At 38.5% G+C, this 14,483-nt stretch carries 12 protein-coding genes; 6 read left to right on the top strand and 6 right to left on the bottom strand.

What is annotated here, in order from left to right:
* Positions 1–19: 19 nt before the first annotated feature.
* On the bottom strand, positions 20–682 hold the full coding sequence (gene nth, locus NLF99_RS16280; RefSeq protein ID WP_254529592.1) for an endonuclease III: 663 nt from the start codon (positions 680–682) through the stop codon (positions 20–22).
* A gap of 352 nt (positions 683–1,034) precedes the next feature.
* Complete coding sequence (locus NLF99_RS16275; protein ID WP_185213354.1) at positions 1,035–2,660, bottom strand: S8 family peptidase; 1,626 nt, start codon at positions 2,658–2,660, stop codon at positions 1,035–1,037.
* Positions 2,661–2,784: 124 nt separating this feature from the next.
* Between NLF99_RS16275 and NLF99_RS16270 the strand changes: the two genes are divergently transcribed.
* On the top strand, positions 2,785–4,941 hold the full coding sequence (locus NLF99_RS16270; RefSeq protein ID WP_254529590.1) for a S9 family peptidase: 2,157 nt from the start codon (positions 2,785–2,787) through the stop codon (positions 4,939–4,941).
* Positions 4,942–5,014: 73 nt separating this feature from the next.
* Here NLF99_RS16270 and NLF99_RS16265 read toward each other — a convergent pair whose 3' ends face one another.
* Positions 5,015–5,263: a hypothetical protein gene (locus NLF99_RS16265; protein WP_185213356.1), complete on the bottom strand. Its 249-nt coding sequence runs from the start codon at positions 5,261–5,263 to the stop codon at positions 5,015–5,017.
* A 504-nt stretch (positions 5,264–5,767) separates the two neighbouring features.
* Here NLF99_RS16265 and NLF99_RS16260 point away from each other — a divergent pair.
* From NLF99_RS16260 to argC, 3 genes are all read left to right on the top strand, one after another.
* Positions 5,768–6,484 carry a GNAT family N-acetyltransferase gene (locus tag NLF99_RS16260; protein ID WP_185213357.1) on the top strand — a complete coding sequence of 239 codons (717 nt, stop codon included), beginning with the start codon at positions 5,768–5,770 and terminating at the stop codon, positions 6,482–6,484.
* 41 nt (positions 6,485–6,525) lie between these two features.
* Complete coding sequence (argG, locus tag NLF99_RS16255; RefSeq protein ID WP_185213358.1) at positions 6,526–7,713, top strand: argininosuccinate synthase; 1,188 nt, start codon at positions 6,526–6,528, stop codon at positions 7,711–7,713.
* Positions 7,714–7,810: 97 nt separating this feature from the next.
* Positions 7,811–8,830 carry an N-acetyl-gamma-glutamyl-phosphate reductase gene (argC, locus tag NLF99_RS16250; protein ID WP_254529588.1) on the top strand — a complete coding sequence of 340 codons (1,020 nt, stop codon included), beginning with the start codon at positions 7,811–7,813 and terminating at the stop codon, positions 8,828–8,830.
* 282 nt (positions 8,831–9,112) lie between these two features.
* On the opposite strand, the gene NLF99_RS16245 is transcribed toward argC, so the two are convergent.
* Genes NLF99_RS16245 through NLF99_RS16235 form a run of 3 tightly spaced genes read right to left on the bottom strand, consistent with a single transcriptional unit; the run spans position 9,113 to position 11,918 of the window.
* Positions 9,113–9,685 carry a hypothetical protein gene (locus tag NLF99_RS16245; RefSeq protein WP_254529586.1) on the bottom strand — a complete coding sequence of 191 codons (573 nt, stop codon included), beginning with the start codon at positions 9,683–9,685 and terminating at the stop codon, positions 9,113–9,115.
* 29 nt (positions 9,686–9,714) lie between these two features.
* The gene (locus tag NLF99_RS16240; RefSeq protein WP_254529584.1) at positions 9,715–11,028 is read right to left on the bottom strand and encodes a hypothetical protein; all 1,314 of its coding nucleotides are present in this window, start codon (positions 11,026–11,028) and stop codon (positions 9,715–9,717) included.
* 5 nt (positions 11,029–11,033) lie between these two features.
* The gene (locus tag NLF99_RS16235) at positions 11,034–11,918 is read right to left on the bottom strand and encodes a hypothetical protein (protein WP_254529582.1); all 885 of its coding nucleotides are present in this window, start codon (positions 11,916–11,918) and stop codon (positions 11,034–11,036) included.
* A 211-nt stretch (positions 11,919–12,129) separates the two neighbouring features.
* Between NLF99_RS16235 and NLF99_RS16230 the strand changes: the two genes are divergently transcribed.
* Both NLF99_RS16230 and NLF99_RS16225 read left to right on the top strand, forming a co-directional pair.
* A complete protein-coding gene (locus tag NLF99_RS16230; protein ID WP_254529580.1) occupies positions 12,130–13,458 on the top strand; it encodes an OmpA family protein in 1,329 nt (442 codons plus the stop codon).
* A gap of 6 nt (positions 13,459–13,464) precedes the next feature.
* Complete coding sequence (locus tag NLF99_RS16225) at positions 13,465–14,427, top strand: hypothetical protein (RefSeq protein WP_254529578.1); 963 nt, start codon at positions 13,465–13,467, stop codon at positions 14,425–14,427.
* Positions 14,428–14,483: the final 56 nt, after the last annotated feature.

Genomic DNA, 14,483 nt, shown 5'->3' with positions numbered 1-14,483 from the left:
CTAGATTTTGAAGAATGTTTTAATCTTTGTGGACTAATTTTGCTTTTTTATTCCGTTCAAAATATCTGCAAAAATAGGAGATGGGGCAAATAACGCATTTAGGGGATCTTGCCAGGCATATATATCGACCATGTAAGATTAGCCAATGATGTGCCATGGCTATGGTATCTTTAGGTAAATGTTTGACCAATTGTTTTTCTGCAGCCAGTGGCGTTGTTGCCTTATTGGTCAATCCTATTCGATCAGCCACCCGGAACACGTGTGTATCTACAGCCATGGCTGGGTTATGGAATACCACAGAAGAAATGACATTGGCAGTTTTGCGGCCTACACCTGGAAGTTTGACCAAGTCTTCGACCTTCTCCGGAATTTCTCCGTGGAATTCACTGAGGAGTTTTTGAGCCATACCAACCAAGTGTTTCGCTTTGTTGTTGGGATAGCTTACCGATCTGATATAAGTGAACACTTCATCAGGGGAGCTAGCCGCTAAGGATTCAGGATCGGGATATCGCTCAAATAGGGCAGGAGTCACCTGATTTATCCTTTTGTCTGTACATTGAGCAGAAAGAATAACCGCAATGAGCAATTCAAATGGATTGCCATAATTCAGTTCTGTCTGTGCGTCAGGATTGTGGGTAGAAAAATATTCAACAAAAGCCTTATAACGTTCTTTTATCAGCATAAACAAAGATAATAATATTTCTAGGGAAGATTTAAGCTTTGTTGAGGGAATAGGGTATAAATGACGAAGCCACTCTTTCTTAGAATGGCTTCGTTATTATAAGTTACGTAAGGTCTTAGAATAGTTGAGGATATTTTCTATAGTTCTGTCTTCTGGATCTTTAGACAACTGTTGTATGCAACTTTTGATTTTTTCCTCGAATGATAATTCAAGATTAGCGTCTTGAATGATACCTGAAAGTTGACCTTCGTAATTTACTTCTTTTGTATTAGTAGAGTTTTCGACCATAAGCATCTTGTTTTCTATCTAAACGCAAGATACTTAGCAATATTGTGAAAAATTTAACATTTTTTTACTTTTTTTCTGAAACTAATTTATTAGCCTCTACAATAGCATTATAAGCATTCACAATACCTCCGCTTACACTGATTTCATCCAAATACACGCGTTTTGAATTGCCATCTTTTTTGATCTTAACCTTTTGGTCAACCTTAGTTACGCTCTTCATGATGACCTCTTTAACTTGCTCGGCAGTCAATGAAGGGTAATATGCACGGATCATTGCTGCTAAGCCTGCAACAACAGGGGCAGCCATACTGGTACCTTGGTTTTCTTTGTATTTAGACTCTGGGATAGTCGAGTTGATCTTAACACCGGGTGCAAAAACATCCACGCTGCGGTAACCATAGTTTGAGAAGTTTGCTAATAGATCAGCGTCCTGTTTCAGTCCTGTTGCACCAACAGTGATCCAGTTCTTGGCTTCACCAACAACGGCATCTACACTATCGGTAAAATATTTGGTTGGGTAGTTTTTCTCTATATCATTATCCTGAGCATCATTACCAGCGGCATGAACAAGTAATACATCTTTAGATTCAGCATATTTAATGGCTTCGTCCACAGCCTTTTTATTGTATGCATAACCTTTACCGAAACTCATGTTAATTACTTTTGCGCCATTATCTACAGCATAGCGGATACCATTGGCCACATCTTTGTCGCGTTCATCACCATTAGGAACCAGGCGAACAGCCATGATCTGTACATGATCCGCAACACCGTTGACGCCTTTATTGTTATTGCGTTTTGCGCCGATAATACCGGCAACGTGAGTTCCGTGTTCAGCATCTGGACCTTTTACATCTGGGTTTCCATAATTGCGTTGGGAAGCATCTTCGTAGTCGTCGCCTACCACGTGTCTAGGATCAAACTCTTTGTTTAAATGGGAATCGACCTGATCGGTAAAGTATTTTACAGCATCCTCTATGTCCGTGTAGAATTTCTCGAATGAACCATTGTCAAGTTCTTTTTTTGCGATCCTAATGGCCATCTTTTGTTGATCACCTTCTGCTTGGAAAGCGTCCAAATCTGCTTTGGTAATATCTTTAGGCGCTTTGCCGATTTTTTTCACTACAGCATCCACTTCATTTTTAAGACGGCCATAGTTCAACTTGCCGAATGAAGCTTCTTCCATTTTAGAAGTATAGTCTGTGATCATTTTTTGGTAGGCCACGAACTCTCTTCTTTCCTTTTCAGAAAGAGGTGTACTTGGTAATACGGAAATGTATTTAGGTTCGTAGATACGGATCAGACGGGTTACCTCTAAATTGTCTTGATTAACATTCAATCCATCTTTACCGCCAATAAAGTTCCATCCATGTACATCATCGATATAGCCATTGCCATCATCATCTTTGCCGTTTCCAGGGATTTCCTTTGGATTGGTCCATAATACATCCTTTAAATCTTCGTGTTGAATATCCACACCACCATCTAGTACAGCCACAACAACAGGCGTTGCTTTTTTGCCTTTTAAAAGTTCTTGGGCTTTTTCAGTACTGATACCCATGACACCGTCTTTTTGAAAATCAAGATTATACCAGTTTGCTGGGGGAGTGGCAGTCTTATCTTGGCTAAATCCAAGGGTTGGAAGAATTCCTAAAGCTAAATAGCACAGAAATTTATTTGTTCCTATCATATTTTTATAGATTATAATTCGACAAATTTAATATTTTCAACTAGATGCTTTTGTTAATTAATCTAAAATCACAAAAATTTTATCTTATTTTTAAGCATTCATTAACCATTATTAACTATATAGTATGAAAGATAAATATGTAATTGGTTTAATATTGTCAATCATGATATCATCCTGTTCATCAGATAACAAAATACAGAAAGAGCCAGTGAGTTGGCCCGATGCAATGGCGCCTATTGCCGAAGAAATAGCCCATGAAAGAATAATCCATGGAGATACGGTCGCTGACCCCTATTATTGGATGATAGATTATTTCAAAAAAGGACCAGATTCTTCGAAGGTTGTGGCTTATCTGGAAGCGGAGAATAAATATACAGAGGCCATGATGAAGGATACGGAATCTTTTCAGGATATCCTTTTCAAAGAGATGAAGGGTCGGATCAAAGAAACCGATGAAAGTGTCCCATATTTGAGAAACGGGTATTACTACTATCAAAGAACGGAAGAGGGGAAACAATACTTTAAGCTGTGCCGCAAGAAAGGCAGCCTAGATGCCAAAGAAGAAGTATTGTTAGATGTGGATAAGATGGCTGAAGGCTTTGCCTATTATGCCATTGGTGGTGCTACGGTGAGTCCGGACAATAAATTGCTAGCCTTTTCGGTAGACACGGTTTCCAGGAGAGAGTACGTCATTCAGTTTAAGAACCTGGAAACAGGCGAACTTTTAGCCGATAAAATTGTCAGGACTTCTGGTGCTGCTGTTTGGGCATCTGATAATAAAACGATTTTCTATACTTCCAAAAATCCTGTGACCTTATTGAGTGAAAAAATAAAGCGTCATGCCTTGGGTACTGATGCGGCATCGGATGCAGTGGTATATGAGGAAAAGGATAATACCAACTATATAGGGGTAAGTAAGTCCAAGAACGATCAATACATCTTTATCTATTCAGGAGGTACATTAAGTTCGGAGACCAGGTACATTAAAGCTGATGAGCCCAATGCGGAGTTCAAGGTATTCCAAGCCAGAATGAAGGATGTGCTCTATGATGTGACGCCATTGGCAGATAAATTTTTGATTGTTACCAATGATAATGCCCAGAACTTTAAGGTGATGGAAACGCCATTGGATAAGACGGCTAAAGAAAACTGGAAGGAATATATCCCACACAGAAAGGATGTCTTGGTACAGGGGATCGATGAGTTTGCGGATTATGTAGCCATATCTGAAAGGAAAAATGGCTTGACGCAATTGGCCATCAGGAACCTTAAGGATAATTCTCAGCATTACCTTGATTTTGGTGAAGCTGCCTATACGGTTTATCCGAGCACAAACGCAGAATACAATACCGATGTATTACGATATGGATATACTTCCATGGTCACTCCATCGTCTACATTTGACTATAATATGAAGACCAAAGAAAAGACCTTGATGAAGCAACAAGAGGTACTTGGCGGTTATGAAATGAAGAATTATGTGACGGAGCGTGTAATGGCCAAGTCTACAGATGGTACGGAAGTTCCAATTTCTATCGTCTATAAGAAGGGCACCAAGAAAGATGGAACTGCTCCATTGTTGTTGTATGCATACGGTTCCTATGGTAATTCCATGGACCCAAGCTTCAGTTCTTCGAGATTGTCTCTTTTGGACCGAGGTTTTATCTATGCATTAGCGCATATTCGTGGTGGTGAGGAAATGGGAAGACAGTGGTATGAGGATGGGAAAATGATGAAAAAGAAAAATACGTTCACTGATTTTATTGACTGTGGCAAGTATTTGATCGATCAGAAGTTTACAGCCAAGGAGCATCTTTATGCCCAAGGCGGAAGTGCGGGCGGATTATTGATGGGTGCCGTGATCAATATGTCGCCAGAAATCTGGAATGGAGTGATTGCGCAGGTTCCATTTGTCGATGTAGTGAATACCATGTTGGATGAAAGCATTCCATTGACGACGAATGAATATGATGAATGGGGAAATCCCAACAATAAAGAAGCATACGATTATATGAAATCATATTCTCCATATGAAAACATTGAAGCGAAAGAATATCCAAACCTATTGGTTACCACTGGGCTCCATGATAGTCAGGTGCAGTATTTTGAGCCTGCAAAATGGGTAGCGAAAATGCGTGCAACCAAGAAAGGTAACAATGTCATCCTATTGAAAACGGATATGGATTATGGACATGGTGGCGCATCGGGAAGGTTTGATTACTTAAAAGATGTGGCATTGAGTTATGCATTCCTATTTAAGTTGGAGGGAATTACCAAATAAAAGAGAAAAGACAGATACAAGAAAGGGCAATAGATGATTCTATTGCCCTTTCTTGTATGATTTTAAAAATTTCTTATTTGTGATTTAAGCTATCGGCTTTGTTTTCTGCTTCAATTTCGCGGGCATCGATTTGATGCTGCTTGTAGTTTTCCATTGCGATCTTGCTTGCACGTTGAGAAACGACCAGGCCAAAAATGGCAACTACAGTTACGACTATTACTCCCCACATATATTTCTTCTTGTCTTGCTTAACCAACCAATACATGAAAAGGATGTAAGGGATAACGAATAGGGCGTAAAAAAAGATACTTGGACCAACCATGATTTTTTAATTTGATGCAAAATTAAGGATTTATTTATATATCGATGCAAATGCTTCATTTTGAATTGAAATCTTACAAAACAATGAAAGATTTTAAACGTTTCAATAATTGGAAAGTCTGATTGAAAGGTTTTCAATGAATTTGGGGCGTATTTATTTTATAAATAAAAAAACTACTTTCAGATTGCATAAAAGAAAAAAATAATTGTTTACTTTTGCGCTGTCTGATCACTAAGTATCAAAGGCAAAAATGTATGTATTGTAACAAGTTATATATGAACTCTTTCGCTCAAGCTTGCATCAAGCTTAGGATAAGGGCATATTATGCAATGCGTAGATTTAATTGTCCAGTTCTTCGATTCCGACGACCTATTCTGCCTCGAGCTTGATACCGAGGCAGGCAAACTTCCCATATTGTCATTCACCCAGCTCGGTGATTGATATTCAAATTAGATTAGTTAGTTCAAATACTTTGGTATTTATTTTTTAGGTCGACATTATTCAATGACAATCTCAGATTTTTTAATTATTCCCGCGACGGCAAACCATGTTAAGTATGCCGATGAAGTCTGTAATGAAATGTTCGAGTCTGCAAAGGCTCGTGGGACGGGCATTGCACGCAGAAAACCAGAATACGTAGCGCGCAAGATGGAGGAAGGTAAGGCTGTTATTGCTTTACATAAGGATGGTACTTGGGCCGGTTTCTGTTATATTGAGACTTGGAGCCATGGTGATTATGTGGCGAACTCTGGTCTTATTGTCAATCCACTTTTCCGTAAAGTAGGTTTGGCAAAAGCAATCAAGAAGCGCGTGTTTGATCTGTCAAGGGAGAAGTATCCAAATGCAAAGATTTTTGGCCTGACTACAGGTTTGGCTGTCATGAAAATCAATTCCGACCTAGGATATGAACCTGTTACCTATTCTGAATTGACTCAAGATGAGGAATTCTGGAAAGGCTGCCAGTCCTGTGTGAACTTTGATATCTTGGTCTCTAAAGATCGTAAGAACTGTATGTGTACTGCGATGTTATGGGACCCGGTAGAAAAAGAAAAAGAACTGAAGGAAAAGATCCTTCGTAAGGCCGAAGCTAAGGAACGTCTTGACCGAATTTCCAAAAAGCAATCTCTATTGAAGAGAATTGAAGCAAAACTTTGGAGGTCGACTAAAAAAATGGTCGCTGCGGTAATTCCCGTAGGGATTAGACCTGTTAAAGGTTTTTAATTTGTTATTTTTGTTATCATCAGCATATTAATCGTTATCAAATGAAAAAAGTAGTTTTAGCATTTAGTGGTGGGTTGGATACTTCATTCTGTTGTATCTATCTGTCTCGTGACTTAGGATTAGAAGTTCACTCCGTAGTAGTAAATACCGGAGGTTTTTCAGAGGAAGAATTAAAGAATATCGAAAAGAAGGCCTATGATCTAGGTGTAAAGTCGCATACTACTATTGATGAAACTGAAGATTATTACCAAGATACCATCAAGTATTTGATTTTTGGGAATGTCTTGAAAAATGCTACCTATCCGCTTTCAGTGTCAGCCGAGCGTGTTTGCCAAGCTACAGCTATAGCAAACTATGCGAAGAAAATTGGCGCAGAATGCGTTGCACATGGTTCAACAGGTGCAGGTAATGATCAGGTACGTTTTGATATGATCTTCCAGACCTTGATTCCAGGTGTAGAGATCATTACTCCAATCCGTGATCTACAGTTATCACGTGAGGCGGAAATTGATTATTTGAATTCACATGGTGTTGAATATTCTGCTGATAAAGCAAAATACTCGATCAATAAAGGATTATGGGGAACTTCAGTAGGAGGGGCTGAGACGCTTACTTCGAATGAATACCTTCCAGAATCTGCATGGCCAACTCCTGTAACTTCTACAGAACCACGTAAGATTACTGTTGATTTTGAAAACGGTCAACCAGTTGCTTTAGATGGTGAGAAAATGAGTCCTGTTAAGGTTATCCAAGAGTTGCAAGCGATTGCACAACCTTATGGAATCGGTCGTGATATCCATGTTGGTGATACCATCATCGGGATTAAAGGACGTGTCGGTTTTGAGGCTGCAGGCCCAATTATTCTGATCAAAGCGCACCATGCTTTGGAGAAACATACCTTGACCAAATGGCAACTTTCATGGAAAGACCAATTAGCGGGATTCTATGGTAACTATATGCACGAAGGTCAGATGCATGATCCAGTGATGCGTGATATGGAGGCATTCCTTCAAAGTTCGCAAGATACCGTTTCTGGTCGCGTATTTATTGAGCTTCACCCTTACCGATTTGTAATCTTAGGTATTGAATCTGAACACGATTTAATGTCCAACAAGTTTGGTTCATACGGTGAGATGAACAAAGGCTACACTGGTGATGATGTAAAAGGGTTCTCGAAAATCTTCGGTAACCAAACCATCATTTGGCACAAAGTTAATAACAAAGGCTAATCGCCTTTCTTCAAATATTGAAAATCTTTTTGCAAACCAAGGTAGCTGTCTAGGCACCTTGGTTTTTTTGTTTTATTTTGACTGATTATTTATCATAATGGAAAAAATTAAAGTAGGAATTGTAGGGTCGGCAGGCTATACCGGAGGTGAATTGCTTCGGGTATTGATCTATCACCCGAATGTGGATATAATATTTGCCAATAGTGCTTCCAATGCCGGCAATAAACTTTCTGATGTTCATAATGATTTGTTTGGAGATACAGACTTAACGTTCTCTTCAGATTTTCATTCTGATATCGATGTTCTGTTTTTATGTGTAGGACATGGCGATGCGCGCAAGTTTTTAGATGCCCATCCTATCGATCCTTCCGTAAAGATCATTGATCTTTCCCAAGATTACAGGCTTAAGGCAAATACGGAATACCAAGGTAAGAATTTTATCTACGGTCTACCTGAATTGAATAAATCCGATATTGTTTCGGCGCAATATATTGCTAATCCCGGCTGTTTTGCCACGAATATACAATTGGCATTATTGCCTTTGGCGAACAAAGGAATATTGGGCGACCAAATCCATGTGAATGCAACAACAGGGTCAACAGGTGCTGGTCAAAAACCTTCTGCTACGTCGCATTTTTCCTGGAGAAGCAATAACCTTTCGGCCTATAAGTCATTTGAGCACCAGCATCTGCAAGAGATATCGGAGTCGCTCAACCAATTGCAGGAAGGATTCCTTCCAGCTGGAGATGGATCTCTACTAGAAAGAGCTGCCCAGAAAATTAACTTTATCCCTCAACGAGGAGCATTCCCTAGGGGTATCTTTTCTGCCATCTATGTCGATTCAGATCTTTCGGAAGAGGAAGCTTATGAGCTTTACGAGTCTTATTATGGTTCGCATCCTTTTACCCATGTATCTAAGGCTAATATTGATATCAAACAAGTGGTCAATACCAACAAGAGCATCATCCATCTAGAGAAACATGGCGAAAAGCTGTTGATCCTGAATATTACTGATAATCTATTGAAGGGTGCTTCTGGACAAGCGGTACAGAATATGAACCTGATGTTTGGATTGGATGAAAAAGCGGGATTAAACCTGAAGTCGGTTGGCTTTTAGTGTTCGGGGATTTGAGATGTGAGATATGAGATTTGAGAGATGTCCATTGTCCATCCCTAAATAGGGTTGACCGTTTTTATACTTATCTCATTTTCATCAAATGTAGTAATGATCGTTTAGGTGATAGCGCGGTTGCTATCTCAATACTCAAATCAACTACATAATAAACAGAAGGGCTTGCACAGATCTTGTACAAGCCCACATTCACTAACAACACATATTAACTGTATAAAAGATATAATAAAACAACTTAACCTTAATTATTTTAGAGATGCTACTGATTTATAGTCCTACAAACTTATAGACGAAAACAGGGTCTTCCATTTCGGTATCTTTAATTTCATAGATATATAGGCGTTTTACTTCCTCAAAATCCTTGATTTTCCATAGCCAAGTGTCTGGTTGTAAATCTTTCGGTTCTGCGTTTCTAGTTGTAGTTCCATTCGTACTACAACCCTTTTTTACGGTTGTAAATGTTCCAGATATAGGGTGAAAAGTGAATTTATTTCCTTCGAAAACCGTTGTTCCAGTTTTTTTTGTGAAAATCTCAGTGACACAGTTTGAGGCACTTCTAGTTCCTAAATATTGATAGAATTCCAATTTTCCTTTTTTATTTTGTTCTGTAAAATAATATTCCCGAGCGGCTTCCCAATCACTTCCTAATTGATGTCCGTCTCTATCATAATAGGATATAGGCCCTAAACCTCCCCAGAACCAAAGACCATTTTTTAGTTCGGAAGGGGTCTCTGTTGCTGGCTTATCCTGAGGAACAGGCTTTTCCTCTTCAATATTTGTTTTTTTACATGATAATAATATCGATGCACATATTGCCAATAAATAATACATAGTTTTCATGATCCATTTATATAATTCTAATTTGATAATTACCAACCCCTTGGTACTCGGTAGATCCCTCTAACGCTTCCTATACGCACCTGTTCATTTGTGATTGCGGACCTGAAATAGCCGGAGCTTTCGATGACGAAGATTCCTGATATATATTTTTTGCCGTTTTCTTCCGTTTCTTTGACGGTGAAATATCCAGGACTATCTTTGAAATCTTGGTCATCCTTATATACTGAAGAGTAAACATGGCTTAGGCCTGGGGTAAAATATGCAAAGGTAACTTGCTGATCGGCTTCATTGAACATGGACCAAGTGTATCTTTTTTCTGTGCTTGACAGGGCCGATTTTGGCCATAAGAAAGTAATTTGAGGATCCGTGCTATTTGCTACAATGTTGTTCATGCTATGGAAGCTAGTTCCAGGGACATTACCTGCTGCACCCAAATATGTTCTCCATTCGCCCCCATCTAAACTAATCATAATGCCATCCTCAATGATGTGGATTTCACTTATTAAAATTACTTGATGCCCTCTAACACTTAATTCTACGGAAACCGTGGCAATATTTTTAGCGGGTTTGGATGAAGGTGATAAATATTTTGCTTTATTTCCATTCACGACCAGTCTTCCAGGGCCATCCAACTTCCAATTTTTAATATAGGTTTGACTTAATGGTATAGGAGTTCCAGCATTTATTGGCTGCACTAAGGGTACCAAAAGATCGCCGTCTACGGGATGGACATTTTGAATAGCGGCCAATTCAAGGGACTCACTTAGTCCTATGGTTGCCATATTTGGTGTTAATTGCATGGTTTCGATCATTGACCAATCACTAAAGTGGTCTGTCAGGACGCGTAATTCCTTTTTGTTTAGATCAATTTCATTCTTTCCTGGGCATATCCAGGTTCCTACCTCATTTTGATACGCAATTTCTAAGGTTTTGGATAAAAGGGACTGTTGGCTTTGTCCCTCTAAATTGAAGGTAATAGTTACCTCCTTATGTAATTCGATATTTTCTGGCGTAAAGCGATATGAAAAGCCGCTGCCTCCAGGACTGCTGTTTTCAAGCGGTTGTATACCAATTTCCTGTTCCTCGAGTAGGGCGCCTTCAGGGAATAATATTTTTACCTTACCATCTGAACTTTGTATAGACCCTCCTTCAGGACCGATAAATTCATAAACAGGTTCATCTATCGCCTCACCAATAGGCATTTCATATTTGATAGTATCTTTAATAGGTTCTTCCTCTTCTAACCTTAGATCGTTCCGTTCACAGGCCAGAACACTTGAAAATAAAAGGATAAGATGAAAGATAATTACGGTTTTTAAACCAGTTTTTAGATGATTTTTCATGATAATTATTTACAATCACTATAAGTCAATTCATACTCTAACTTGTAGCCATTCAATCTGTTTTCAACGATTTTTATTGGGTACTCTTCTTTATTGTAGGTTATTGTTCGGTCGAAACTGACACTTTGGGATAGCTTGAGCACAGGTACTTCATTTACTTCAGCAGTATTGTGATAATGGTAGTAACTCATGATGTTATTTTTACTTTCAGGGAGAAGCAAATCTAACCTTGTTTGATGGTATAGGTTGATGGCAAAAGCAGGGTGGATTTCACCGGTATGCTTGTCGTCATAATGATACTCATCTTTAGAGGATAAATAATGATGGTTGGGATTTGCAGTACTGACTTCGTAAGTCTCGGTTTTGATGACCTGCTTGCCTTGATCAATGGAATAGAAATATTTGATCTTTTCCATTAATAGATTGTTTGAGTACAATTTCAGTTCTGAAACTTTGTTATCTTTGTTATAAGTGAACAAATAGGATTCAGTTACTGCAGGAGAGATATTGTCATATCGAACCTCAGCACTTTCAATCCTTTTACTATTAGCTGCATAATTTAAAGAATACCTGATTTTAAGGATTTCATTTGCATCATAAAAAGACACTGATTTGACCAACCCATCTATGGTCGCTACACGTCGAATGAGGTCTTTTGTCCCTCGTGTGAAGTTTATTACTTCTTTTAAGTTTTTGTTCTCATAAGATAGTTGAGATTCCTTATAAAGGTTTCCTACGAAGGTATTTAAACCGAATCCATCGAATTGTTTTAGGACAGATAAGGTACATCCTTTTTTAGGAGGGGTTGGCTCGACAACTTGATCCTGATTACAACTTGAAAGGATCAAGAGAAGGCTTGCCAGGTAAATTTTTGTTTTATTGTTTTTCATGACTTTTGGTTTCATTAAAATTTATGGAACAAATTTGAGCCTAATCATTCCCCATTTTTTAAGTAGCAGACCTGAATTTTATATCTCCGTAGATGTACTGAAATTGGCGGTCCTTGCTGTCTTTTCCGTAGAACTACGTATTTCTTTATATCCGTGCAGGTATCGAAAAAGTGTCGCTTATTCGCTGCTAGCTTTGTTAAAATTTAATATTATGATAAAGACATCAGTAATACTTGTGTGCCTAATGGCAACAATGACCATAAGCTACGGTCAATCTATCCTTAATCGGATTAAGGATAAGGTGAAGAACAAAGTTGAGCAGAAGATTGAAGAAGGTATTGACAAAGGGATAGATAAAGCAGAGCAAAAAGGGACTGAAGCTGTCAAGAATGAAACCGTAAAGAACAAAGGGTCAAAGCCAGAGAATAAGCCCAGCAATAAGGAAAAGGGAAACGGAGAGACGGAACAAGCTGGAAAGGGTCTTTCAAGTTTTCAAAGCTACTCAAAGTATGATTTCGAAAGAGGGAGCCAAATCCGTTTTTCGGATGATTTTTCTGAAGATGTTATTGGAGAATTCCCTTTGAAATGGTCAACCAATAATAGAGGAGAAGCTGTAAATGTAAAAAACAGTATAAATAAATGGCTTCGCATGTATCAATCTTCAAAATTTGTATCACCAATGATCAGTTCACTGCCAGTAAACCATACGATAGAATTTGATTTGATCCTAAATTTTGATAAAGGGGGCAATAGTTATCGCTTCCCAGGGCTACAGCTGAATTTGTTGGCATTGAATGGAAAGAATAATGTCAAAGATTATTTGGTGAACAATAATTCCAAGGGGGAATTGATCATTGAAATACTACCAGGAGAGGAAGGCAGTTCCAACATCTCCTTAAAGGTAAATAAAGAAGGGAGTTTGTTTTTTCAGAATGAAGAAAAAGGCTATCGGAAGCTGGATTCATTTTACGGCAAACCAATTCATATTGCCATCTGGAATCAAGGGCAAAGAATTAGGGTTTGGCTCAACGAGGAAAAGATATATGATATTCCAGTAGCCATTCCGCAGGGCGTTGTCTTTGACCATTTGGGCTTTAATGTAGAGGGATCTGCCTATCAGGATGAGCAAGTTGGTTACTACATAGGTAATGTTATGGTTGCGGATGCAATGGCGGATCTAAGGTCTAAATTTTTGACAGAGGGCAAGATCGTAACACAGGGAATTCTATTTGACACCAATTCATCGAATATTAAACCAGAAAGTGTAGGGACAATCGATGCTATTGCCAAAATATTTATTGATAATCCAAGTCTGAATATAGAGATCAAAGGACACACAGATAGTGAAGGGGATGAACAAAAGAATCTGACATTATCTAACCAAAGGGCAGAATCAGTAAAAAACTATTTAGTAGAAAAGCATAAAATAGCTGGGTCTAGGTTAAGGTCAAGTGGGGCAGGCGAAGGAAGTCCGATAGAGGATAATGCTACTTCAGCTGGAAGAGCAAAAAATAGAAGGGTTGAATTTATTAAGTTCTAGTAATCTATGAGAACTATTATTTTATTGCCATACTTCTTATTTGGGCTGGGAGCAGAAATGATCTTTGCTCAAGAAAAGGATCCTATGACCGTAATAAATCATTGGGAAAGCCTATTGGTTTTAGATCCTGATATTGATTTGACAGCAAGCCAACATCCAAAGAATGAATTGGTCGAGGAACATAAGAACAAACATCTAGCAGCAATTAACGAAACGTTGGACCTATTTTATGCTGACCTTATACCCTCTTTTGAAAGCAATAAACTGCATGGGAATATGACTCTTGCTGAGAAGAATTTAAGGGAACAAGTGGCAACCCATAGGTTGGGGCTTTCTGAAGCTTCTCAAATTGTGGCTTTTAGGATTGCCATAAAAAAAAGGGGACCGATAAGTAGTAATAGCTACTCTTGGATAGACTTTGAAAATTCTGGTATTAGTATATCCCAAGTCAAGGCGATAGAGCAGTTGTTAGGAAGTCTAAAAAGTAATGAAAATAATATTTCTGATTTACCAACACTTTATGCCGGTAATTTAATGGAATTAGAATCTACTCTGAGGGAAGAACTGGATGCTATTCCTAAGGTTTGGGTGTTTCATAAGCAGGAACCGAGTATTATTATGGAAATGGAAAACCCAAAGAAAGCCATTGAGCTGCAGATCCGATATGACGGAAAACGGTACTTATTGCTGAAACAGAATTATGCGAAGGTTTATTTGGATTGGAAAGCAAAACAAGGTCGATTGGAGGAGGCTATTAGGTTGTACAAAGCCCTTACCCCACAACGAAAAACCCAAAATGGATTTACTGTTTTTGACGACCTTTCAACGCGTATCTTGGAGCATATCCAAGAACATATAGTGAACACGGATTTGGCACTGAATATTGCTCAAAACACACTATGGAGTAAGGAGCAGTTAAATTTTCATATTTCTACCTATAATAATTTTCAAATTGTTGAAAATCAATAAAATTTCAATTTCTACTCACTAATTTTGTGTCTGAGAAACAGCCAATTATACCATGA

The organism is Sphingobacterium sp. LZ11T8, assembly GCF_024261425.1.
GTDB lineage: Bacteria > Bacteroidota > Bacteroidia > Sphingobacteriales > Sphingobacteriaceae > Sphingobacterium.
This window is presented reverse-complemented; position numbering and strand designations above follow the sequence as displayed.

Bases quoted from the DNA above. Each gene is read 5' to 3' on its own strand.
- nth (WP_254529592.1), bottom strand. From the start codon at position 682: ATGCTGATAAAAGAACGTTATAAGGCTTTTGTTGAATATTTTTCTACC.
- NLF99_RS16275 (WP_185213354.1), bottom strand. From the start codon at position 2,660: ATGATAGGAACAAATAAATTTCTGTGCTATTTAGCTTTAGGAATTCTT.
- NLF99_RS16270 (WP_254529590.1), top strand. From the start codon at position 2,785: ATGAAAGATAAATATGTAATTGGTTTAATATTGTCAATCATGATATCA.
- NLF99_RS16265 (WP_185213356.1), bottom strand. From the start codon at position 5,263: ATGGTTGGTCCAAGTATCTTTTTTTACGCCCTATTCGTTATCCCTTAC.
- NLF99_RS16260 (WP_185213357.1), top strand. From the start codon at position 5,768: ATGACAATCTCAGATTTTTTAATTATTCCCGCGACGGCAAACCATGTT.
- argG (WP_185213358.1), top strand. From the start codon at position 6,526: ATGAAAAAAGTAGTTTTAGCATTTAGTGGTGGGTTGGATACTTCATTC.
- argC (WP_254529588.1), top strand. From the start codon at position 7,811: ATGGAAAAAATTAAAGTAGGAATTGTAGGGTCGGCAGGCTATACCGGA.
- NLF99_RS16245 (WP_254529586.1), bottom strand. From the start codon at position 9,685: ATGAAAACTATGTATTATTTATTGGCAATATGTGCATCGATATTATTA.
- NLF99_RS16240 (WP_254529584.1), bottom strand. From the start codon at position 11,028: ATGAAAAATCATCTAAAAACTGGTTTAAAAACCGTAATTATCTTTCAT.
- NLF99_RS16235 (WP_254529582.1), bottom strand. From the start codon at position 11,918: ATGAAAAACAATAAAACAAAAATTTACCTGGCAAGCCTTCTCTTGATC.
- NLF99_RS16230 (WP_254529580.1), top strand. From the start codon at position 12,130: ATGATAAAGACATCAGTAATACTTGTGTGCCTAATGGCAACAATGACC.
- NLF99_RS16225 (WP_254529578.1), top strand. From the start codon at position 13,465: ATGAGAACTATTATTTTATTGCCATACTTCTTATTTGGGCTGGGAGCA.